Genomic DNA, 22644 nt, shown 5'->3' on the forward strand with positions numbered 1-22644 from the left:
CATCCATATAAAATCGAGTCAAATTAAAAGATCATGATCAGGAAGTTCTTGCTAATGGCGGTTGTTTTTTCTTTTTCAAAGGGGTATGCGCAAAACAGTGCGGATCTGTACCAGGTAGATGCGTTGGAAAAAGTGTTCAGGGAAAGAGCGTATTTCCCGCCGCTTGCAGATGATACCATTCGAGCGGCAGCGGGTGAAACAGCCTCCATTCAATTGGTGATAAGAGCCAATCGCCCGCTGCGGGGTTTGTCCTTCGGAGCCGTTTGTTTACCGGGCATGGCTTCGGGACTCACGGCGAAAACGGGTTGGGTAACCTATGTGCCTGTAGGACGAAGCTATACACCGGCTTCCAAGGACCTGCTGCGTTCTGTTTCAGGTTACTTCCCGGATCCGATCGTAGATGATACCTTACTGAATTTGTCGCAGGGGGAGATCAATCCCCTGTGGGTGTCTGTGCCCATACCTGTCCATACCGCTGCCGGTGTGTACCGGATACAGGTAAGTGTAAACGGAGTCGTGAACGGGCGAAAAGAGCAGTTCCGTAAAACCGTTCCGGTAAAGGTTTACCCGGTGAAAGTACCGGAAACCTCGTTGTGGATCACCAACTGGTCATCGCACTTTAACCCGGCATCGCTGGAATTATTAAATAAAGGAAACAAGGTAGCGTTATATTCACCGCTGTACTGGGAGCTCCTCAAAGTGCACGCTGCAATGATGGCATCGCATAACCAAAACGTACATCGCATTTATGCGGCGTGGAATACAACCTATACGCTGCACAACGGACAATATACCTTCGACTTTTCCAACTTTGACAAAGAGGCGGAGTTGTTTGAAAAAGCAGGTGCACTCAAAAGAATAGAAGGTGGCCACCTTGCATGGCGGTCCGGTGCCTGGGATGATCCTTTCTTTGTGGAGGTACCGCTGGAAGATAATGAAGAAACAAAAAAGCTCAAACAGGCGCCCAATCCATCGATCAGCCTTTCCGGCATGCGCTCTGTACTGTTACCGGTAACCGATAGCCGGACGCAGAATTTTCTCAACCAGTTCCTGCCGGCGTTGAAAACGCATCTTGAGAAAAAAGGATGGCTGGCGAAATACATGCAGCATATTTCGGATGAACCAACAGCAAAAAATGCGGCTTCCTATGTTGCCATCAGCGATTATGTGCGGAAATACCTGCCCGGTGTAAAAATTATGGATGCGGTACTTACCTCAAAAGAACTAAAGGAAGGTATTGATGTGTGGGTGCCGGTGCTGGATGTATATCATAAGGACTATGCTTTTTATGAAGAACTGAAAAAGAATGGTAAGGAAATATGGTTTTATACCTGTGTGGGGCCACGGGGAAACTATGCCAACCGGTTTATTGAGCAGCCCCTGATCCAGACCCGCTACCTGCACTGGATCAATTATAAATACGGCGCTACCGGTTATTTGCACTGGGGACTGAACTACTGGGGTGGGCGCGATCCGTTGCGGGACGATGCTTCCCGCGACCGCGGCAAATTACCCGCCGGAGACGCCAATATCGTATATCCGGGATATAAAAAACTATATACCTCCATCCGGTTTGAAGCCATGCGCGATGGTATCTACGACTACGAGCTGCTGAAAATGCTGGAACAAAAAGACGCAGCAAAGGCGCGCAGCTTTGTAAACGACCTGGTCCTGAACTTTAATGAGTATGATAACAGTATCCTTTACTTCCGTAGAATAAGAAAACAGTTGCTGGAAGCATTGGCAAATTAATAATTTGATAATTTGAAGATTTGAAAATGTGGAAAGGAGACTCGAAATCCAAATCACAAATCTCAAGATACAAGAACCAAATTTCAAAACAAGGCAAGTGATCCGCGCCCTGCTTGTCTCCCTGTCACCCTATACCAAAGCCAGCGGTCAGCTTTCAGTTGATTCGTCCGGGATCGGGGATTTGCCCTTTCTCATCGGGTATGAACAGGCCCTAACGTGAAACGTTGAACTGAAACCTTTTCCTAAACCTTATACATCCGGTTCGCCGAATTGATATATTCCAGCGGATCAAATGTTTTATCAAAAGATTCCTGTAACTCCTTCATTTTAATTTCAAGGTCTTTGATCCTGCTTCCAAGTTGCGGATCGGTCCGGTATTTGTCAAAAAGCTCTTTGTATTTTAAGAGATTCTGGCTGATCCGGAAGGTAACCTGGCCAAACCGTTGTTTTAAGGACTGCACATCATTCATCTGCACATAGGCTGCCTGACGCCATTCTTTTGGATTGTTCTTTTTTTCGTTGGCTACAAAGCTGGCAGCTTCATCCCGTACCCGTGTAAGGTATTGGTAACGCCTTTCCGCATCATTCTGCCGCGAGAAATTATTATCAAAATCCGCTTGCGACACTTTAATGATGCCTAGGTTTTCCTTCAGCGATTTGTCGTACTTTTTCTGGAGATCCTGCAGTTCGGTAGTGATGGCTTCCCATTCATTCTCGATCTGACCATTGTCGAAATTAAACTGGCTGACCTTCATGGTAAGGGTCAGCATTTCCTCACTTTGGGCTTTTAAAGCCTTTTCTTTTTTCCCGATATTGTCGATATAGGTGGTCATACTGGAAAAAAGCGCAGAAGTAATGGGGCCGGTAACCGGAACACCCTTGGTAAAGCCGCTGGCAAAATTGAGCAGGTTGCTGGTCACATTTAAAGCCGGGCTCTCCGCCTTTTTCTCTTTTACAAACGCCGCATAGGAATTGTACCATTTGGTATATCCTTCATAGTTCATGGGGTTGCCCGTTTCGCTCAGCGAATTAAAAAACGCCTTGGTAGAATTAAAAAGCATCAGCGGTTTAATCTCCCGCTCCATAGAAATAAGATTCACCATCGCCGATTGATAATTGGCCTGGAAAATATTCAGCTCGTTTTGTTCAATGGCTTTTTGTTTTTCTTCCACCGCCTGAACCCGCAGCACCAGTTTGTCGGCTTTATCCTTTACGTCTTTAGATTCATTGATCGATTTGTCAAGCGCCGACATCCGCAGGTCCAGTTGCGATACCGTAGAATCAAATGATTTGGTCTTTGTAGTAAAGTTTTTCTGAATATCATCCAACACCTTATCCCTCAGTGATTGAGCGCTGACAGGATCCTGCGCATAAGCGGGAAGAAGCGTATACAAAAAGGCAGATAACAACACGCATTTTTTCATCATGTACATTTATAGTTTTTAAATAGCATCCGTTAACAGATCCCTGCTAATCACAATACCCGGCAACAACTAGTCCTGCTGTGTAAAAACACAAATAATCAGCCAAAATTGGCCTTTTTATCAGAAACAGGTAGGGCAGCCTGGTATATTTGGGTTGGGAATCAGCGGTTTAGGGGTGAAATTACTAAAAAAATCAGGAAAGAAGCGATTGTCTTAATAAGAATTCCATTTGTTTGTTATTCTCTTCCAGCTCTTCGGTGAGCTTTTTGTTGGCACGGCTAAGGGCATAAAGTTCCAGACCTTCCAAAATGGTCTTTCTTAAAAGGGCCTCTTCCCAGGGCTTCTGTATATATTTAAAAACCCGGCCCTTATTAATAGCGTCAACAACGGCATCGATGTCGGCATAACCAGTAAGCAGCATACGAACAGCATCCGGATAATCCTTAATAATCGACTCCAGGAATTCGATACCGGTCGTTTCCGGCATTCGCTGGTCTGTAACGATCAGGTGGATCTCCTGCTCTTTTAAAATCCGTAAGGCTTCGGCTACGGTTTGCGCGGTGAAGACAGAAAAGTCCCGCCTGAAACATGCTTTAAAAGAGTTCAGGTTGTGCAATTCGTCATCAACATACAAAACGTTTGAATACTGAAGACTTTGTTCCATAATTTCTTTGGAATTAATATTTGTGTAAGTTTGTGTTTATGTTTATATGTGTATAACTTCAAAATTACTTAATATTTATGGAAAAAAACGCAACGGCTAATCACGCAGCCTTGTTGCAGGTACTATCGGATCCCGGTAAAACCTACAGACCCTTGTTTTTCAGGATATACAACCAGGAGGATCAAAAACTGTTCCGGGAACTGCGGCAAACCGTAAAAGACCTGGAAATACACGACCAGATTTTGAGCCAGCTTCATGAATACGTAAAGATTTGTTATATTACAAAATTAAACCCGGGCGATGATCCGGAACCCTTTATAGCCGAAACGCTGGGCGAACATACATTGGAAACATATGGCGTATGGGTTTATTATCCCTGGTCAAAAAAACTGGTGCACCTCCTGGATGAGGAAGCCTTCGTGGCATTGCGGACGAGCCGGAATACCTATAAAATTACACCGGAGGAACGGGAATTGTTGCGGACAAAAAAAATCGGCGTTATCGGGCTGTCGGTAGGGCAGGCCATCGCTCAAACACTGGCCATGGAACGGGTTTGTGGGGCCTTGCATCTGGCTGATTTTGACTCCATCGAGCTAAGCAATATGAACCGGCTGAACGTTGGAGTACAGGATATTGGGCTGAACAAGGCTGTTTTAGCCGCACGGAAAATAGCAGAGTTAGATCCTTTTCTGGATGTATTATGCTTTACCGAAGGCATTACAGAGCATAACCTGGATGCGTTTTTTTTAGAAAATGGTAAAATTGATGTGCTGGTAGAGGAGTGTGATGGTATTGATGTAAAAATTTCAAGCCGTTTAAAGGCACGGTCTTTGGGCATTCCGGTGGTAATGGATACCAACGACCGGGGAATGCTCGATGTGGAACGGTTTGATCTGGAACCCGGAAGAGCTATATTTCATGGCAGTATTGATGAAGAAATGGATACCACGAAGCTAAAAGGGCTAACAAACGAAGAAAAAATTGTTATTCTGGGCAAGATATTTGATCTTTCAAAAATTTCCGACAGAATGAAGATGTCACTTGGTGAAATGCGAAAAACAATTAATGCCTGGCCACAGCTTGCATCCTCCGTTGCTTTAGGCGGCGCCATGGTAACCGATACCTGTAGAAGGATTTTATTATCGGAGATACACAATTCCGGCCGGTATTATATTGACTTTAATGATTTAATAAAATAAGAATCTGACCATTGGAAATTGTAATAAGAGCATTCAGAGCTACTACCGACCCGGATACGTGTTTGAATTTTATCGAAGGGCATCGCCGGCTGCTTGAATTACATTTTGGTATCGTTGCCATTACGTCGAGTAACCAGGACTGGATGTATCATGATAATACATTTGTGATTGTTGCGGAAGATAAAGAGCGGACCAAAGTTTATGGAGGGGCAAGGGTACAACTGGCAGACGGGAAATTGCAGTTGCCCATAGAAACGGCGATCAGTAAATACGATCGGTCAATTCATACAATGGCACAGCAGCCCGGCGTTTCGGAGATCTGTGGCCTATGGAATTCAACAGAAGTGGTTGGATGGGGGATCGGAAGCTTTTTTATGAGCCGTGCGGGGGTGGCGGTTGCCTGCATGCTGAAATCTACAAAAGTACTGTTTTTAGCGGCGCCCATTACGGTTCGGATGGGCAAAAGAATGGGCGCAGAAATAGAAACATCATTAGGCAATAAGGGGAATTTCTTTTATCCGAAGGATGATTTTATTGCTACGGCAATGGCCATCAACGATTGCCCGGTACTTTCAAAAGCCGATGAAAAGGAGCGGACCCGCATCTATAGCATACTGGAGCATCCGGTGCAGCAGGCGCCGGAGGACGGCCCCAAAGGACAACTGATGATCGACTATCAACTGGACATAACCGGCTAATGTAATGTATAAGCTGATAACAATATTTCTTTTCTCTCTTTTTATAATCCGTGCCCAGGGGCAGCAGTTGACCAGCGTCGATGATAGTAAAAAAACATACCTGGTCACACATGCACAGATCGAGTACCTGGAGGATCAAAAAGGCCAGTACAGCTTTCCTGCGGTAACCCGGCTGCCTTTTCAGTCCTATAAAGGCCAGGTGCCCAATTTTTTTATAAGTCACTCCACATTCTGGTTGCGGATCCGGGTACGGAACAATACGGATTTTCCCCGGCTGTTGATTGCGCTCAGCCATCCAACCCTGGATGAAGTGGTGTTTTATGCCGTGAAAGGCGATGGAACATTCCTCGACTCTGTCATGATTTCCGAAAAGGAGCCGTTTAACAGCCGGATCAATAAGAACCAGAATTATCTGTTCAATCTTACGATGGAAAAGGGGAGCGAACAAACGGTTTATATAAAACTGTACGCGTCTGAACAGATATTGGTGCCCATAGAAGTGGGAACTATTAAGTCGATCCAGGAGGGACTTGCATTAAAGGACCTGGTTTTTGGCTTGTACACCGGGCTCATCCTGGCCATGTTTCTCTACAACTTTTTCCTGTTGTTTTCCACCAATGATAAAAGTTATTTCTACTACATTCTTTATGTGCTTTTCGTAGGGTTAAGCCAGGCCATGCTCCAGGGCTATTCCTTCCGGTTTTTGTGGCCCGGTCTCCCGGGAATCAATGCATATGCCAATGTGCTGATCCCGTTTTTCAATGGCATTGCCGCAGCTGAGTTTATCCGGCATTTTCTGAATCTTAAACAGTTGTCTGCAAAACTAAACCGGCGCATGCTGATTATTGAGCTGGCTTACTGTGTGGCTTTTGTACTTTGTATTTTAAAATTCAGACAGGAAGCCCAGGTAGTCGTGCAGTTTGTTGCGGCTGCCGGATCGGCCTACGTACTGGTCATGCTGAGTAACCTGAGTTACCGGAAAATAAGGGTTGCAAAATTCCTGTTACTGGCATGGACGGTTTTTTTATGCAGCGTCATTATTTTCGTATTGCGGAATGCGGGATTGCTTCCATATAATAACCTTACGTATTATGCCCTGCAGATCGGGTCGGCAGCAGAGGCCATATTGCTTTCCCTGGCCCTGGCCGATAAAATCAATACCTATCGCCGGGAGGAAGAACTGGCCCGTAAGGAAGCATTAAGAGTATCCAGGGAAAATGAGCAACTGATAAAAGAGCAAAACATCATCCTCGAAAAGGAAGTAAGGATCCGTACAGAAGAGTTACAACATACCAACGAAGAATTGACGGCGGCGATGATCCAGATACAGCATACGCAAGCCAAACTGGTGGAAAACGAAAAAATGGCCTCATTGGGTCAGCTTACCGCGGGCATCGCCCATGAGATCAACAATCCAATTAATTTTGTAACTTCAAATATCCGTCCGCTCGAAGCGGATGTTACAGATCTGCAAAATGTGATCCGCCGGTATGAAGCGCTGGACCTTGCAAAAGAGCTGCCGCCTCAGCTGCAGGCTATCGAAAAATATAAAAAAGAGATTGACCTGGAGTATGTGTATGAGGAAATTGCCACCCTGCTTTCGGGTATAAAAGAAGGCGCAAGCCGTACTTCTGAAATTGTCAAAGGGCTGAAGAGCTTTGCAAGAGTTGATGAAGCCAACTGGAAACGGGTAGATATTAATGAGGGAATTGATTCCACCCTGCTGCTGGTAAAAAATACATTTCCCCAGAATTTTGAGTTGATAAAGGAATTGGGACCCATACCCAGGATTGAATGCGAACCGGGAAAGATCAACCAGGTGATGATGAACATCGTTACCAATGCCATCCAGGCCATACGGGAGCGCATTCAGGAAAATGGCGCGCAGGGTGTGTTAACAATAAAGACCTGGGAAGAAGAACAAACGGTGAAAGTGAGTATCGGTGATAATGGAAAGGGTATGACAGAGGAAGTGCGGAACAAAATATTTGATCCTTTTTTTACAACAAAAGATGTTGGCGAAGGAACCGGATTGGGCCTGGCTATTGTTCAGGGAATTATCGAGCGGCACAATGGCACTATTCAGGTATTTACGGAAAGAGGACGCGGCACTACTTTTGTAATTAGTTTACCTGTTCGTTAAAAAAACTGAAGCGATGCCCGAAATTAACGTACTCTATGTAGATGATGAACAGCAGAATCTGAATTCTTTTAAAGCGTCCTTCCGTACCCGGTATCGAATCTTTACAGCAATTTCCGTATCGCTGGCACTCGAAATCCTGGAACGGGAAGAAATTCATGTACTGATATCCGACCAGCGGATGCCGGAAATTTCGGGAGTTGAGTTTTTTAAAATCACAAAAGAACGGTATCCGCATATTCCCAGGGTGCTGCTAACAGGGTACACGGATATTGAAGTGCTGGCCGAAGCGGTGAACCAGGGAGATATTTACCGCTATATTACCAAACCCTGGGATGAACTGGAGCTACACAACAGTGTGCTGAATGCCTATGATCATTATAAAGCGGATAGAGCCCTCCAGGAAAAAATTTCGGAACTGCAAAAAGCCAATGATGGATTAAACCGGTTTGTATACAGCCTTTCACATGAACTGAGAGCACCTATTGCTTCCGCCACCGGCATCCTGGACCTGGTAAAGATGGAAGGAAGGATCGATGACTCCGGAGGCTATTGGAAACTGATGGACGCCTGTATTCAAAAGCTGGATTATTATGTTTCCCAAACGGTTCAGTTTTATAAAACCGCCCGCTTTAAAGTGGTGCAGGAGCAAATTCATTTTGAAACACTGGTACGTTCATTAATCGACCTGTACCGTACATCTAATGGTACCAGGGACATTCATTTTAGTATAGCCGTGGATGAGCAGCAACCTTTTTTCGGAGACCTGTTCCGGGTGGAGATTGTGATTGCCAACCTGCTTTCGAATGCCATAAAATGCCAGCGTCCGGAAGAGCCCCATAAAAAAGTAGAGATCCGGATCACTACGGATGCTGATGAGGCCCGGATTGTTGTTGCAGATAATGGCATCGGTATGGAAGCGGAAGAGGCTACAAAGATTTTTGATCCCTTTTTTAAAGGCGCCCAGCCGGGAAGTTTGGGATTGGGACTTTTTATTTTAAGGGAAGCACTGGAAAAACAGAATGGAACGGTGACGGTAGATTCGCAAAAAGGCAGCGGAAGCACATTCGAAATTCATATTCCCAATAACCCTGAGCAAAAAGATTAAAACGGTACTGTAGTACTACACACCTGCCGTTTTCATTTAAAACAAATGTTATGAAGCAGCACTTATTTGTATTTTGCATTTTTTTAATCGTAAGTTCCTGTAATATGCCTGGTAAAGCCCCCGACAACATTTCAGATGCAACAAACCCGTTGTTTGAAGAAAGTACATTGCCCTATCATACCATCCCGTTTGATAAAATAAAAGAAAGTGATTTTGAGCCGGCCTTTGAAAAGGGCATGGCGGATGAAATGAAAGCGGTGGACAGTATTGCACAGAACCCGGCAGCGCCAACCTTTGAAAATACACTGGTAGCCCTGGAAAAATCAGGGCAGCTGCTGGATCGGGTGAATAAGGCCTTCAATGCGCTAACCAGTGCCAATACCAATGACCATCTTCAAAAGATCCAGGAGGCCATGGCGCCCCAATTGGCAGCTCATTCCGACTCCATTTATATGAATACCCGGTTGTATCAACGGGTAGATACCATCTATAAAAAACTGGGTCAGCTGCAGCTGGATTCCGAATCCAGGCGGTTGGTGGAATATTATCATCAGAAATTTGTGATGAACGGCGCTGCCCTTCCGGATTCAGGCAAGGCGCAGCTAAAAAAACTAAACGCAGAAGAAGCTACCTTAAGCACAAAGTTCAGTAATCAGTTACTGGCAGCGGCTAAAGCGGGCGCGCTGGTAGTAAAAAGTCCCGAAGAGCTGGCCGGTCTGTCGGATGCAGAGATCCAGGCGGCGGGAGAAGCCGCAAAAAAAGCCAATCACGAAGGTTATTACCTGCTCGCGCTGATCAATACCACCCAGCAGCCGGCATTGCAATCGCTCAGGAACAGGGATACACGCAAAGATCTTTTCGAGGCTTCCTGGACAAGAGCAGAGCGTGGCGATTCAAACGATACCCGTAAAAATATATTGCGGATCGCTGCCATCCGCCAGGAGAAGGCTCGGATATTGGGCTTTGCCGATTATGCATCCTGGAAGCTGCAGGATCAGATGGCAAAAACGCCACAGGCCGTGAATGCATTCCTGGGTAAGCTGGTGCCGGCAGCACTGGCGAAAGCGGCCGCGGAAGCCACCGATATAAAAGCTATGAAGCTCCGGGAAAAAGATACTTCCGGATTGGCACCATACGACTGGGATTTTTATGCGGAGAAAGTTCGCAAGGAAAAATACGACCTGGACGAATCCGCCATAAAACCCTATTTTGTCCTGGATAGTGTATTGAAAAATGGTGTGTTTTACGCAGCTACCCGGTTATACGGCATTACTTTTAAGGAGCGTACAGACCTGCCCGTTTACCAGGAAGATGTAAAGGTATACGAAGTGTTTGAGCAGGATGGCACTCCAATGGCGCTGTTCTATTGCGATTATTTCAAACGCGATAATAAAAATGGCGGTGCCTGGATGGATAATTTTGTAACGCAGTCAAAACTGTTCCATACAAAACCGGTTATCGTAAACGTATGCAATTTTGCCAAACCGGTAAAAGGACAGCCGGCCCTGCTGAGCTTTGATGACGTAACCACCATGTTCCATGAGTTTGGTCATGCGCTGCACGGACTGTTTGCCAGTCAAACCTATCCCTCCTTATCCGGAACCAGCGTTGCCCGCGACTTTGTGGAGATGCCCTCACAGTTTAATGAACACTGGGCACTGGATTCAACCGTGTTGAAACATTATGCCCGGAATCATAAAACCGGGGAAATCATTCCCCAGGTACTGGTCGATAAGATCCGGAATGCGGCCACTTTTAACCAGGGATATGCCATGACGGAGCTGCTGGCGGCGGCTAAACTTGATATGCAGTGGCACCTGCTTTCTTCCCGGGATAGCGCCGTAACCGATGTGGATGCATTTGAGCAGCAGGCGCTCCAAAAGAATGGAATCCTGATCTCTTATATCCCGCCACGCTACCGGTCTTCTTATTTTTTACATATATGGGCAAACGGTTACTCCGCAGGTTACTATGCGTATAGCTGGGCAGAGATGCTGGATCATGATGCGTATGCCTGGTTTACAGAGAATGGCGGACTTAAACGCGAAAACGGACAACGGTTCCGGGATATGATTCTTTCCCGCGGCAATTCGGAAGACCTTGCCGCTTTGTATAAGGCATTCCGGGGAAGGGAACCGGATATCACCCCGCTGTTACAGAACAGGGGACTGATCCCGGGCAAAAAATAAAAATAGATGGGGCTATTTAGGCCACATAAACGCAAAGGCACAAAGAACGCATGCATTTTCTGCTGTGTTTTTTGTGCCTTCTGCGTTCCGGACGGCTGTTAAATCCTGGAGTATACCAGTTACCGTGGTTTTCAAAAATACCAGTCGCTTTCGTGTTTGCAACCCTTCAGTGCCTGCGGCGGTCCCTGTACCTGGTCTCCTTCGTGGCATCACCTATATGCTGCCTGGCCACAGCTTTTTGAATGTTTGTATTAATGCTTTAAAATTACTTTAAACACATTTACATTCACTGCTGCATTGCTCAGCGTTGGCAGTGGCAATATCAAGGCTGCTGTTTTTTGTTCCCATTTTATTTTTTTACCGGAGCCCAGCAGTGAAACCGATTTTATTTTTTCGCCTGATGCTTTTCCCAGCGCTTTTACTGCAATCTTTTTTTCGGCGATGCTATTGGCAAAAACATAGACCTGGTTCTTTTTTGCAGTAAACCGTATTTCGGGAAATATACGTTTTGAGGTGGCATCATTCAATACATCCTGCATCGGATTGCCGGCGACGGTATGGTGGCGGAAAGTGGTTGTATCCGGTATTTCGCCGGCTATTTTCCACGGCCTCGTTCCATAAATAGCTTCACCGTTTATCTGCATCCATTTACCCAAGGTAACTAATCTTGTAATTGCATTATCCGGAAAGCTGCCATCTCCTTTGGGGCCAACGTTCAGCAAATAATTTCCTCCTTTGCTCACAATTTCTGTTAGCTGACGCACCAGTAATTCCGGGCTTTTCCATACAGAATCGTATCGGTTATATCCCCACATCCCACTCATGGTAATACATGATTCCCATGGACTGGTACGAATGGGGTTGCCAATTTCCTGCTCCATTACGGTATAATCGCCAAAGCCACCACCAATTCTGTTGTTTACAATACAGTTGGGCTGAATAGACAAGACCAGTTTTTTTAATGCTTCACTTTGCTTTGGGGTAACCAGCTCATAAGTGTCGAACCAAACGATACCTATTTCGCCATACTGTGTCAGTAACTCCCGTAGCTGTGGTTTCACCTTTCGTTCAATATAGCGGTTTAATACTTTTGCATCTTCATCCGGGTAATCCCAGGTGTTGCTTCTGCCGCCTTTTACCGGCCAATTGGTGGGTACATCAGGATCCTGCCAATCCTTGCCAAGCGAGTAGTAGATGCAGAATTTGAGACCATATTTTTTGCATGCCGCGGCGATATCTTTGAGCGGATCTTTGGCAAAAGGGGTTTGCTTTACAATATTATAGTCGCTTGACGGAGAATCGTACATGGCAAACCCGTCATGATGTTTCGCTGTAATGACAACATATTTCATACCCGCATCCCGCGCCATGCGCACCCAGGCGTCTGCATCAAATTTTTGAGGATTAAAGCGATTGCCCAGTACCGAACCATATTCTTTCCAGGGAATTTTTTCATACAGCATAAAATGCTCATTGCCCTTGTAGGGCTTGCCCTTCCAGTTGCCCCCGGCTTCGGAATAAAGCCCCCAATGTAAAAACATGCCAAACTTTGCGGCAGTCCACCATTGCATGCGTTTTGTGCCCGCCGCTGCCTTTTCATTACCCGGATCAGACATTGAAGTTTGTGCGTTCGCATTCACAAGTAAAAAAAGCACGAAGGCGAGTATGGTAAGGGGTCGATGCATCGTTTAATATAGATGGTTATAAAAATGTTTGGGATCTTAATTACTGCAAGCTAAGCGAAAGACTTCCATTTGGTGCCTGTACAATTTTTACAGAGTCTTTACCCCGTACCGGCGTATACATTTCATCCGTGAACCGGTTGGGTTTGTAAAATGAAAGATAGTACACCCATGTATTTATTTTGAAACCAGGCAACAACACTTTTGCATTTTTATTGTCGATTTCAGTAGTTTTTGCATTGCCCGATAGATCTGTCCAGTAGATTTCCGTTTTTGCATTTACCGTGTCTACAATTCCTTTAAACGCCAGGTAAACAGAGTCCATGGGTATTTTAGTGGAAACCTTGGTAGCCGGAGCAACGCCTGTTACCGGCCGGTTGTTGAGGCCGGCCAGGTATACATCGCCAATGCTGCGTACATTGCTTAAGTAAACCACTTTGGAATAAGTGCCATTACTGTAAACAGACTGAATCGTAAAATTATTGATCATATAATCCGGGATATTGGGAATGGTTAGTTTTACGAATGAAGCGGGATCGTTGGACGTAGCCGGAAATCGCATCGAATCTGCCTTGTTATTCCAGTAAACCACATATGCGGTAACCCTGGGGTCGGGGCTGGGATTGAACCGGAACGTAACCTGGTGATATTGTGGTTGAATAACTACGTTTTGAGGCGCCCCGGGGTAATTGATCTCATCGTCTCCCAGGTACTTCCTGTATTCAGTAGGCTTATTGCAGGCATGAATAGCTGCCATTATAAACACGATTCCAAGCAATAAATATGTACCTCTCATTTTATTTTCGTTTAATAGTATTTTAAGCATATACGATCCGCTTTTATTTTGCCATCTGTCCGAAGAATGTAAGTTCATTAAAAAGACATTCTCCCAATGATCCATCAAAATTCTGTTCGCAGGAGAACCGGATATATCGTACATCAGGAATATCAAGGTCAAAATCGAATGCGAAGCCGGCGTTAAGAAGTGCTACATCTGCGGTACTTACCCCGGTAGCCTGACCGGATGGCTTTGGTGGATGCAGGAACCGGCCCAGGCAAACCCAATTGCCTGCCACGGTTCCTTTTTCGGCACCCAATGGCAAAGAAACATCCTGTGGTACTACATCACTGCAGCCCCACATCGTCCATTCCATAGGATTTTGGTTGGTCCATGCAAATTGATTCGACGCGCCGTTCCTGGTATATAACAAATACCGGCTTAAAGTGCGCTTACCACCCAGATCAATGGTACATGAAACAGGAAATGCCGGGGCGCCGGTGCCACGCCAGCAGTTGGCGGCATCATTGTTATTGGCAAATGTATTATTGACAAGATTAACTACGGGCCAGGCCGGATTGGCATCCGTAGTTAATGCATATCCCTGCATGGTAGGATACTTAGGTAATTGTATTTCAAATATGGGCTTTATCCACTGGTAAATAGTATCGGAATGGTTTCCAAACTGATCCATGGTAACAAAGCCCCAATAATAGTTTGACGAATCATATCCGCGTACGGTAGTAGAAAGTATCGAGTCTTTACCAAAATGCTGTGTAATGGGTTTCATTACCTGGTAAGCAGAATCATATTTTAAAATAGCCACTCCTACATTAGCCCGGTTTTGGTTATTCAGCACTACATTTACTCCGCCAAAAGTACTCCTGATCAACATATCATCTTTCACCAATAAATAAGGCGGTTTTGTAGGATGCACGGTGGTACTTACCGGTTCGGAACGCACATTGGCCCTGCTTACCGCAACCAGTTCTACCTTATAATTCGCATCTGCAGAAAAACCATCCACCACTAACTGGTTGGAATAATAACTGGACACGGATTGCCGCTTTACACCGGGCCTTATTTCGTACGTTGCTTCCACATATAAAATATTATCCGAATGGGGGAGGGTATAGGTAATGGTGGCCGTACCGGCATCATTTTGTACCTGTACATTCGATACTGTACCGGGAGGAGTTTTGTCTACCGCAACAATGTCATTATAGCTAACCGGCTTGGTGCAGGCCACCGGAAAAAAGGCCGCTGTTAGCAGGATCCATATTATATTGAATATCTTTTTCATTCTTATTGTAATTTTTATTCCAGATTTTCAGGCAATCGTATTACCAGTATAAATTTTGTACGATGAGCGGGTTGTTTAAAATAACCGACTCATCAAACGGCCAGAAATAGTTCTTCTCAGTGATATTGGGGGAGAATAAATTGGTTAACCGGTAAAAATCAGCTGCCGTTGTGGTGCCCCGGTAATTCCATCCCTGGTAGGGAAGCGAGTTAACCGGAATGTACTCTTTCCACCGTTTCAGATCCCATCCAACTTCCCCTTCAAAGCATAGTTCAATGCGTCGTTCCTGGTGTATAATACTTCTCAATCCTTCTTTTGAAAAAGGTTTTGAGGCATTGGATGAGTAGCCGGTCCAGGACTGCACCACTCCCTGCAGGCCTGCCCTCAGCCGTACCGAATCAATATACCGGTACGCTTCTGCATTAGGGCCCTGGGCTTCATTCAATGCTTCGGCATATAATAATTGCAAATCGGCCAGTCTGATAACCGGGGGATAATAGGCTACTTCGGTAAGGGAATTTCCATTAAAAGTGGTTTTATAATTTACCAGCTTTTTGGCCCAGTAACCGGTGTAGCTGGATACCAGGCCCGGGTATCCTTTTGCATAATTGAGGCCACTGGGATTTGCCGCGTTTTCTACACCCATTCCATACCAGATGCCACGATCAAAAGCGAGGTCGGCATAAAAACGGGGTTCCCGGTTAAAATGCAATCTGGCTGTAGGCCCGCTTGAGCTGATATAATATTTATGATCGGCACCGGCGGTTGTGGTTGTATATCTGCCCGCATAATCGTAGGTTAAATCCTCGTTAATCGGCACCCCATGATTGGTATAAAAAAGCTCGGCAATATTTAAGGGAACCGCCACCACGGCATCACCGTCAACACTCCGTGTGGCGCTGGAGGAGGCCAATGGCGCAAAATAACGCTGATGCCTGTTGATAATATTTCCGGGCCAGATAACCTCGGGAATGATTGCATTCACCGACCGGTCGAAGTTAACGGGCCCCTGGATGGAAAGCAATTGCATGATGGAATCGGGAATATAATTTGTGTTATTGGTAGGCTTTATATATTTATACAGCGTTGCCCCCTGTTCTTCACACATATCGAGCGCTTTGCGGCAGGCCTGGGCAGCGGCGCTCCATTTGGATGCGTCGTAGGTTTGCGGAAACAGCCGTACACCATCTTTGTTGGCCAGTGCTTTAAAACTTTCATCCCCGTTAAATAAGGGACTTGCCTGTAACACCGTTGCCTTTGCTTTAAGGGTTGCAGCCATTACCTGGGTAAACCGGCCATATTCGGTGGTAACATCGTAAACCGCCGGCGGCAGGCCCGGAATTGCTTCATCGATTAGCGAATAGATATGCGCAAATACGGAGTCGCTGGGGGCCCTTGGCACGCGCGCTTCTTCCGTTGGTGTATAGATCGGCTGATTTGTTTTTACCAAAGGAACAGGCCCGTATTTTCTTACCAGCCAGTAATAATAAAAAGCCTTAAGTGTTTTGGCTTCAGAGATCCACCTGGTTTTTTCATCCAGCCCTAAGTCGGGAGCAATATTTACGTTTTCCAAAAACGTATTGCATCGTCTGATGGCGACATAAATACTGGCGAAATCGTTTTGAATATTGGTATTGGCTGCGGTGCCATAGGGCGATAAGTTGCCATACAGTACCCAGAAACCATTTACGTTATATTCACTTCCAAAATTAATACCGGTAAGATTGTTGCGCATAATCAATTCTCCTGAACTCGTCCAGCCCGGATTGTTTTCCGGCGCTTCTAAAGCCTGCATACGCTGGTAACAGGAGAATAAATAATTTTCTGTTTCATTTCTGTTTCTGAATGCGTATTCGATCGTAGCCACATTGTCTGGTATAATATCCAGGTACTTTTTGCAGGAGGCTGTTATCGCGATTACAAAGCAGATAATAATATATTTTTTCATACACTGACTATAAATTAGTTGATACTTATTTGTGCTCCGATATTGAATACTTTTTGAATGGGATAGGCGAACGCATTCCCATAACCATTGGAATCCCGCTGTTCCACATCCCATAGTTTAAACCCGCTGATCGTAAGCAAATTCATACCACTGGCATATAACCTCAGACTTTTTATCCGGAGTCTTTGTAACAGTTGATTTGGTAAAGAGTATCCCAGTTCCACACTTTTTAATCTCAGGAACGAACCATTGCGCATCCACCAGGTGCTGGTTTGCAGGTTATTCGTAATTTGATTGGATGCTGTGCCAAAACGGGGATATAATGCATAAAGGTCTCTGTTCGACTCGGACCAATGATCATCGGCAAAAGCTTGCAACAATAGTGTAGTGCTGGCCGGTGCTCCTCCTCCAAGGAAGGGACTAACAGCACTCGGATTTATAAAGAGGCTTGTCTTGGCATTTCCCTGAAAAAAGAAAGCAATATCAAACTGTTTTATCCGGCTGCTCAAGCCAAACCCGTAGGTGATCTGTGGCGTTGTGGGATCACCAATGGGTACCATATCGGCCGTTGTTATTTGTCCGTCGCCGTTTACGTCGCGGTACTTGATATCACCGCCCATGGTTCCGGCAAACTGGTAGGGAGAGTTTGCAACCTCCTGATCATCTACAAACAGCCGTTCTGCAATATAGCCATACCGCTGGTTAATCAGCGCCCCCGTTTTGCGGCGCCAGGGCTCGCCCGGATAATCGGGCTCTTCATTAAAAATGTATTTTGACTGTGTAGCGGTAAGATTTGCTCTTCCGGCAATCATGATGTCTTTTGCCACCATGGTGCTATAGTCCAGGGAAAGATCAAGCCCTTTGGATTCTGCCTTGCCAAGGTTTGCCCCGATGCCCGTTTCTAAACCCATGGATGCAATCGGAAGCCTTGTTTGGTAAATATTATCCCGTTTTTGTTTATAAACTTCTACAACCGTTTTTAGATCTTTTAAGATCGTTAATTCGGCGCCCAGGCTTAGCTGGTTAGACCGCTCCCAGGTAACCATCGGGTTGGGATAGTTAGAGATTGCAACCCCCGGCCTCGAGTAACCATTGATAACTCCGAATGAGGCTCCGTTGCCACCGGTGAGGTCAACATTGGAAAGATAGAAGAAGCGGTTGCCGGAAATATTATCGTTACCGGCAAAACCGTAAGAACCGCGGAGCTTAAATGAATTGATCACATCCGATAAAACCGATTCCTGCCAGAATTTTTCACGGGAAATGACCCAGGCCGCACCTACCGTTGGGAAAAAACCAAACCGTTTTTCTTCCGAAAAACGTTCGGATCCATTATACCCAAAGCTGAAGTCGGTGATATATTTTCTTCCGTAAGTATAGGTTACGCTGCCCGAGTAGTTGAGGTTCCTGTAAGGCAGCGTGCCTTGTAACGATCCATCGAAAGAGCCGTTAGCCGAAGTGCTTAAAACTCTTTCCTGACGGGCGCCGATTAATTTTGCGCTAATATTATGGTCGGCAAAGGTTTTATCATAACTCAATACGCCCTGCATATATACCTGTGATGTAACAATATTGGGCGACCTTCCAAAATCCAGGTATTCCGTTGGCTTATTACCGTCTGTAACATTGTTGAGCCATAGCAGGCGATACAGGTCTTTAACAGCATCATAGCTTTGCACGGCATAGAAAAAGGGATTGTAGGCCCGGGTAATACTATAATTGGAAAACCGGGTGGTAGATATCATCCCCGAAAACTTTAACCCGGGCAACAACATTTTCAGATCCTGTGCAAGATTCAGTTGGGCGTTGATGGTAGAACGGTAAAACTGGGAGTAGCCTCTCATCAGGCTCGCATACGGGTTAATAGAAAGCCCTCCATTGGTATTTCCAAACAAAATATGTTTTGTATACAGGTTGGCCGAGTCCGGTAAAAAATAAGCAGGAAAAGCAACCGGGTCTGTGTGCATCACAACATTCCATAAATCTGAAGCACCGCTTGGATCACTGGTGATAGGGCCATTGTACTGGTCAAAAATACCGCCCAGCAGCACAGACAAAACTGTTGATTTGGTAAGGTTCATATCGATGTTTGACCGCAGCTGATAACTCTTTAGCTTCACATTGTTGTTAAAGTTGTTTACGGGATCCACCTTCAGTATACCGTTATCTACATTGTACGAACCCGATACAAAATATTTTGCCAGGTTACTGCCTCCCCTGATATTGATATTGGCCCGCTGATTATTGGTATACTTTTTAAATAAAAGATCCATCCAGTCATTGACCGGGTAAACATAGGGGTTGTAGCCGGGGGCTTTATTAATTGTTTGCTGGGTAAAGTAGACCTTATCTGCTGTATAACGCTCCCCGGCATACGGATCTCGGGTAACTGAGGCCTCATTGTACATTTTCATAAACGTAATGGGGTCTGCCAGCTGGAGGTTTTTTGTAGGCCGCGATAGGGAATTATCAAACTGACCGCTTACCACCGGTGTTCCGATCTTTCCTCTTTTGGTCATTACCAGAACAACGCCATTGGCACCGCGGGACCCATACAGGGCAGTGGCCCCGGCATCTTTCAGGATGGAGAAGGACTCGATATCATTTACCTGCAGGCGTGCCAGATCATTGGTGCTGGATTCCAGGTTGTCGATGATGATGAGCGGGCTGCTGGAATAACCAAAGGTGGTTACGCCCCGTATAAAAAACTGCGCATTATCGTACCCCGGCTGTCCCCCGGGCTGATACGCAATAATGCCCGCTATTTGTCCGGCCAGAGACGTGGTTAAGTTACTGGATGGAATGCGCAGGTTTTCAGGATTAACGGTGGTTACAGATCCGGTAACGGCTTCACGCATCTTTTTTTCACCATATGCGGTAATGACAATTTCTTCCGCCCTGGTATCTGCCAAACTTAAAACAGCATCGATCACGCCTGTTTTGCTCACGGGAATTTCTACGGTATTATATCCTGTATAAGATATTTCAAGTGTTCCTCCTTCGTCGGGAATTGAAAGGGAATAATTCCCGTTCGCGTCAGTTTTGGTGGCAATGGAGGTTCCCTTGAGGGCTACGGTGGCCCCGGCAAGCGGATTGCCCGTTGAATCTTTTACGGAACCTACCACGTTAATACGCGGTGGTATGGCCGGCTCCTTTCTGGCAGGTTTTATAGCGGGGGCAACATCCCGTTTTTGATCACTTTTGGAAACAACAATGGTTTTGCCAACAATTTTGTACTCCAGGCCCTTTCCGTCTAAACAAGCATCTAAAGCTGCTGTTAAAGAAACGTTTTTTACATTTACGGTTACAGCACCTACTTCCCGTGTTTGTTCATAGTTATACAAAATGTCATAACCGCTTTGCCGTTGAATTTGCCGAAGCACATTTGACAGCGGCACCGTTTTTTCCGAAAGGGTTATTTGCGAAAACCCCGTAGCGCTCGCAGCCAGGCATGTAAACAGCAGCAGGATCGTTGTTAATTTCATTACACGCAATAGTTGTTTGATAAAGATTTTTTGTTTTGATTCCTTTTCCGGCAGCAGGCGCTTTGCTTCATTCGCAAAAGAACTGCGGGAAAAACAGCACTTCTGGCCGTACGATTTTAATACCATACCTTTGTTCTGATTTGAGCGTTAATTAATAAAAAATAGCAATCAGTTGTTATTGATTGTTGTTTGCCGCCCTTGCCTCCAAGCCCGGACGGATAAAAAGTTGACCTCTGTTAGACCGGGGCGTTGCAGCGCCGCCGGTCATTTATTTTCAGGCAATCGAAATTTGCAATCAGGGTATAATGGTTACCGTTTTTCCTTCTATCCTGAACTTTACCCCTCCGGTGGCTTCTAAAAGCTTCAGTACCTCCGAAACATTAACCTGCCTCGATATGGAGCCGCCGAAATGCGCGTTGATCTTTCCTGCATAATGCACGTCTATATCATACCATCTTGCCAGTTGCCGCATCAGCGTTTCTATATCGGTTTTTTCTCCAAAATCAAACCGGTCATTTTTCCAGGCCATCACCTCCTCCAGGTTGGAGTTGCCGGCAACAACCAGGTCTTCGGTTATGCGGGCCTGCTGACCGGGTTTTAACCGCGCAGCCCGTTTTACAGGAGCAGATGACGGAAGATTCAGGAGTACACTACCCTCCAAAAGAGTCGTCTTTATCATTTTTTCATCATCATAAGCATTCACGTTGAAGTGCGTACCCAACACCGTTATTTCGCCGCCCTGTACTCCTTTGAAAGAGGGGAGTATTACTTTAAAAGGTCGCTTCGCGTCATGAGCCACTTCAAAATATGCCTCCCCTGTAATGGAAACCTTTCTTTCATTGCCCACAAAAGCCGCGGGGTAGCGGATGGATGATCCGGAATTTAACCATATATGCGTACCATCGGCTAATAACATATCAATGACTTTGCTGCCGCGGGGATTGGTCAGTGTATTGTATAGTTCCTCTGAGGCAGAGCCTTTATAAACGATCCGGCCATCGGTGAGTTTGAGCACATTGACGCCGTCCTGGGCAACAAGTGCACCCTGTACCATGCTATCCAGGTAAACTTTTTGCCCGTTTGAAAGGGTGAGGGTGGCCCGGTTCGTTTGCGGAGCTTTGATGTCCTGAAACGCAGTAACAGGTTGCTGACTGACGCCTTTTTTGTAAAAGGCAAAATAAAGACCGGCAGACAATACCGCAAAAATAGCAACGGCCGCAGCCACCTGGTACCAGTGCATAAATAAGCGTTTACCCCGGGGAATTGGTTGCATTGTTTCGTTTCGGGAAACGATCGCATTAAAAATCCTGTCCCAGTCTACCTCACTAAACGTTTGATCCGGCTGATGACCGTTCCAAAGCGTATGAACATAGTCCTTTAGCAAGACGTCTTCCTGCGCATGTTGCATCCAATCCCAAAGCTCTTCCTCTTCCTGCGAAGTGGCTTTTTGAGATGTATAGGCTTCCAGTAAATAAATAATCCGTTCTCTGGATAATGGCATACAATTCAAATTAAAAAAGCAGTTTGTTCACCAGCTCTTCATAACAACTCTATAAAGATCCCTGGAAAACGATCTTGTACTAGCCGATCTGGATTTTTTTTTATTATTTTCCGATACTGTTGAAGATCAGTAACATATAAACGAGTGCGGCTTTGTCTAAATAAGCCCGGATAAATTTGGTTGCATCTGCAAGGTGGTTGCGCACGGTATTGGGGGAAATATGCAGTTTTTCGGCAATTTGTTCCCGGGAAAACCCATCCTGCCTGGATAAGGTAAACACCTTCTGCTGCTGTTGCGGCAATTTTGTTACGGCTTCATTAATAAGCCGCTCACTTTCGCGCAGCAATAAGGTTTCCTCGGTAATATTGTGAAAACTGGGAGATTCGGCGATCAGTTTCAGCAGTTTACGATCTAATGCCAGTTTTTTATAGTGTTTGTACACCTGGCGGTAAAGCGTTGTAAAAAAATAGGCATCGAGGTTCTCAATCTGTGTAAGTTCCGCCCTTTTTTGCCATATTTTGATGAAAATATCCTGAACCATTTCCTCTGCAATAACTTCCGATACCGTCATTTTTAATGCAACAGCATAAAACCGGCGCTTATAGTTTTCAAATAACACGCGAAACGATTTTTCGTCGCCCGCTGCCACCAGCTTCAGCAGTTCATGCGATATCATATTTCCGATTGAGTCACTCACAGTATTTGATAAACGGGGCGAAAGATAGCAAAAAGTTAAAACAAGTATAAATTTCGGTTCGGGGAATGGCAGGTTG

The 22644-nt window shown here is 45.5% G+C and carries 15 protein-coding genes; 6 read left to right on the top strand and 9 right to left on the bottom strand.

Annotated features, from left to right (window positions below; translation table 11 throughout):
• Positions 1-33: 33 nt before the first annotated feature.
• Positions 34-1752, top strand: a complete 1719-nt coding sequence (locus tag Q1V85_RS08370) for a glycoside hydrolase domain-containing protein (RefSeq protein WP_300598888.1) — start codon at positions 34-36, stop codon at positions 1750-1752.
• Between the two features lie 242 nt (positions 1753-1994).
• Here Q1V85_RS08370 and Q1V85_RS08375 read toward each other — a convergent pair whose 3' ends face one another.
• Positions 1995-3179, bottom strand: coding sequence for a hypothetical protein (locus tag Q1V85_RS08375; protein WP_300598890.1), 1185 nt, complete (start codon positions 3177-3179; stop codon positions 1995-1997).
• Positions 3180-3369: 190 nt separating this feature from the next.
• On the bottom strand, positions 3370-3840 hold the full coding sequence (locus tag Q1V85_RS08380; RefSeq protein ID WP_300598891.1) for a response regulator: 471 nt from the start codon (positions 3838-3840) through the stop codon (positions 3370-3372).
• A 77-nt stretch (positions 3841-3917) separates the two neighbouring features.
• Here Q1V85_RS08380 and Q1V85_RS08385 point away from each other — a divergent pair, with 77 nt between their 5' ends.
• From Q1V85_RS08385 to dcp, 5 genes are read left to right on the top strand one after another with little or no spacing between them, the layout of a single operon-like run.
• Positions 3918-5039 carry a ThiF family adenylyltransferase gene (locus Q1V85_RS08385; RefSeq protein WP_300598892.1) on the top strand — a complete coding sequence of 374 codons (1122 nt, stop codon included), beginning with the start codon at positions 3918-3920 and terminating at the stop codon, positions 5037-5039.
• Positions 5040-5050: 11 nt separating this feature from the next.
• A complete protein-coding gene (locus tag Q1V85_RS08390; protein WP_300598894.1) occupies positions 5051-5737 on the top strand; it encodes a hypothetical protein in 687 nt (228 codons plus the stop codon).
• Positions 5738-5741: 4 nt separating this feature from the next.
• Positions 5742-7880 (top strand): 7TM diverse intracellular signaling domain-containing protein, encoded by a 2139-nt coding sequence (locus Q1V85_RS08395; protein ID WP_300598896.1) that lies wholly within the window; start codon positions 5742-5744, stop codon positions 7878-7880.
• A 13-nt stretch (positions 7881-7893) separates the two neighbouring features.
• On the top strand, positions 7894-8985 hold the full coding sequence (locus Q1V85_RS08400) for a hybrid sensor histidine kinase/response regulator (protein WP_300598898.1): 1092 nt from the start codon (positions 7894-7896) through the stop codon (positions 8983-8985).
• Positions 8986-9035: 50 nt separating this feature from the next.
• Positions 9036-11174 (top strand): peptidyl-dipeptidase Dcp, encoded by a 2139-nt coding sequence (gene dcp / locus Q1V85_RS08405; protein ID WP_300598900.1) that lies wholly within the window; start codon positions 9036-9038, stop codon positions 11172-11174.
• Positions 11175-11425: 251 nt separating this feature from the next.
• Here dcp and Q1V85_RS08410 read toward each other — a convergent pair whose 3' ends face one another.
• From Q1V85_RS08410 to Q1V85_RS08440, 7 genes are all read right to left on the bottom strand, one after another.
• Positions 11426-12859 carry an alpha-L-fucosidase gene (locus Q1V85_RS08410; protein ID WP_300598901.1) on the bottom strand — a complete coding sequence of 478 codons (1434 nt, stop codon included), beginning with the start codon at positions 12857-12859 and terminating at the stop codon, positions 11426-11428.
• A gap of 40 nt (positions 12860-12899) precedes the next feature.
• The gene (locus tag Q1V85_RS08415; protein WP_300598902.1) at positions 12900-13652 is read right to left on the bottom strand and encodes a DUF4998 domain-containing protein; all 753 of its coding nucleotides are present in this window, start codon (positions 13650-13652) and stop codon (positions 12900-12902) included.
• A 43-nt stretch (positions 13653-13695) separates the two neighbouring features.
• A complete protein-coding gene (locus tag Q1V85_RS08420; protein ID WP_300598904.1) occupies positions 13696-14937 on the bottom strand; it encodes a DUF4959 domain-containing protein in 1242 nt (413 codons plus the stop codon).
• A 40-nt stretch (positions 14938-14977) separates the two neighbouring features.
• Complete coding sequence (locus Q1V85_RS08425) at positions 14978-16885, bottom strand: RagB/SusD family nutrient uptake outer membrane protein (RefSeq protein WP_300598906.1); 1908 nt, start codon at positions 16883-16885, stop codon at positions 14978-14980.
• A 14-nt stretch (positions 16886-16899) separates the two neighbouring features.
• Positions 16900-20370 carry a TonB-dependent receptor gene (locus tag Q1V85_RS08430; protein ID WP_300598908.1) on the bottom strand — a complete coding sequence of 1157 codons (3471 nt, stop codon included), beginning with the start codon at positions 20368-20370 and terminating at the stop codon, positions 16900-16902.
• A gap of 295 nt (positions 20371-20665) precedes the next feature.
• Positions 20666-21871: a FecR domain-containing protein gene (locus Q1V85_RS08435; protein WP_300598909.1), complete on the bottom strand. Its 1206-nt coding sequence runs from the start codon at positions 21869-21871 to the stop codon at positions 20666-20668.
• Positions 21872-21974: 103 nt separating this feature from the next.
• Positions 21975-22568 carry a sigma-70 family RNA polymerase sigma factor gene (locus Q1V85_RS08440; RefSeq protein WP_300598910.1) on the bottom strand — a complete coding sequence of 198 codons (594 nt, stop codon included), beginning with the start codon at positions 22566-22568 and terminating at the stop codon, positions 21975-21977.
• Between the last annotated feature and the right edge of the window lie 76 nt (positions 22569-22644).

This window comes from Niabella sp., assembly GCF_030150205.1.
Lineage (GTDB): Bacteria > Bacteroidota > Bacteroidia > Chitinophagales > Chitinophagaceae > Niabella.